Annotated in this window: 2 protein-coding genes; one reads left to right on the plus strand and one right to left on the minus strand. The window is 31.8% G+C overall.

The annotated features are described in order from the left end of the window. The first annotated feature begins 51 nt into the window (after window positions 1-51). A complete protein-coding gene (locus JMM81_RS22700; protein WP_256243823.1) occupies window positions 52-315 on the plus strand; it encodes a hypothetical protein in 264 nt (87 codons plus the stop codon). Window position 316: 1 nt separating this feature from the next. On the opposite strand, the gene JMM81_RS22705 is transcribed toward JMM81_RS22700, so the two are convergent. Beyond that, complete coding sequence (locus JMM81_RS22705) at window positions 317-451, minus strand: hypothetical protein (protein WP_256243825.1); 135 nt, start codon at window positions 449-451, stop codon at window positions 317-319. Window positions 452-551 lie beyond the last annotated feature (100 nt).

A 551-nucleotide genomic window follows, 5' to 3' on the forward strand; every position in this document is an offset into this window, starting at 1 on the left:
GGCAGGATACTTTAATATGGATATTAATTTTTAGAGTGGGGAGTGGATTAATTGCTTGTAGATTTATTTGGTAGCCTATTACAGGGAATACCTTCTAAGAAAAATATTTTAATCAATAAAAAAACCAAGTTATTAAGTCAAGAAGATTGGTATAAGGAATTTGTAAAAAAGAATGGGAATTTATTTATCTTCAATAAAGCCTTTAGAGACTTTATTTACAAAGAGGATATTGAAATTATTATAAAGGACAAAATAAAATTAGAAGCGTTTCAAGAACAGTTTAAACAAGTGCTAGTTAAAGAAGGTTTTTTATAAGTTATCTTTCTTGTGTTAACGGGTGCTTGAGTCCAATATATTCGGCTGCTGTGGCAGCCATTTTTTGTTGTTCAACTAAAGCACCCTTATATACAGTATCAGTGAAAAAAGGTTGATAGAATGCACCTTTTATCATTGTTTACATGTAACCATAGATAAGTGGTTAAGGACTTGACTTGGAGCCTCTATGGGTACGATTTGTCTTGCAAGGCTAAAGCTAAGGTTTCATCAGGCAA

This window comes from Bacillus sp. V3B, assembly GCF_024494465.1.
In the GTDB taxonomy this organism is placed as follows: Bacteria; Bacillota; Bacilli; order Bacillales; family Cytobacillaceae; genus Bacillus_BD.

Excerpts from the sequence above, each read along its gene's own strand:
- JMM81_RS22705 (WP_256243825.1), bottom strand. The coding sequence starts at position 451 with ATGATAAAAGGTGCATTCTATCAACCTTTTTTCACTGATACTGTATAT.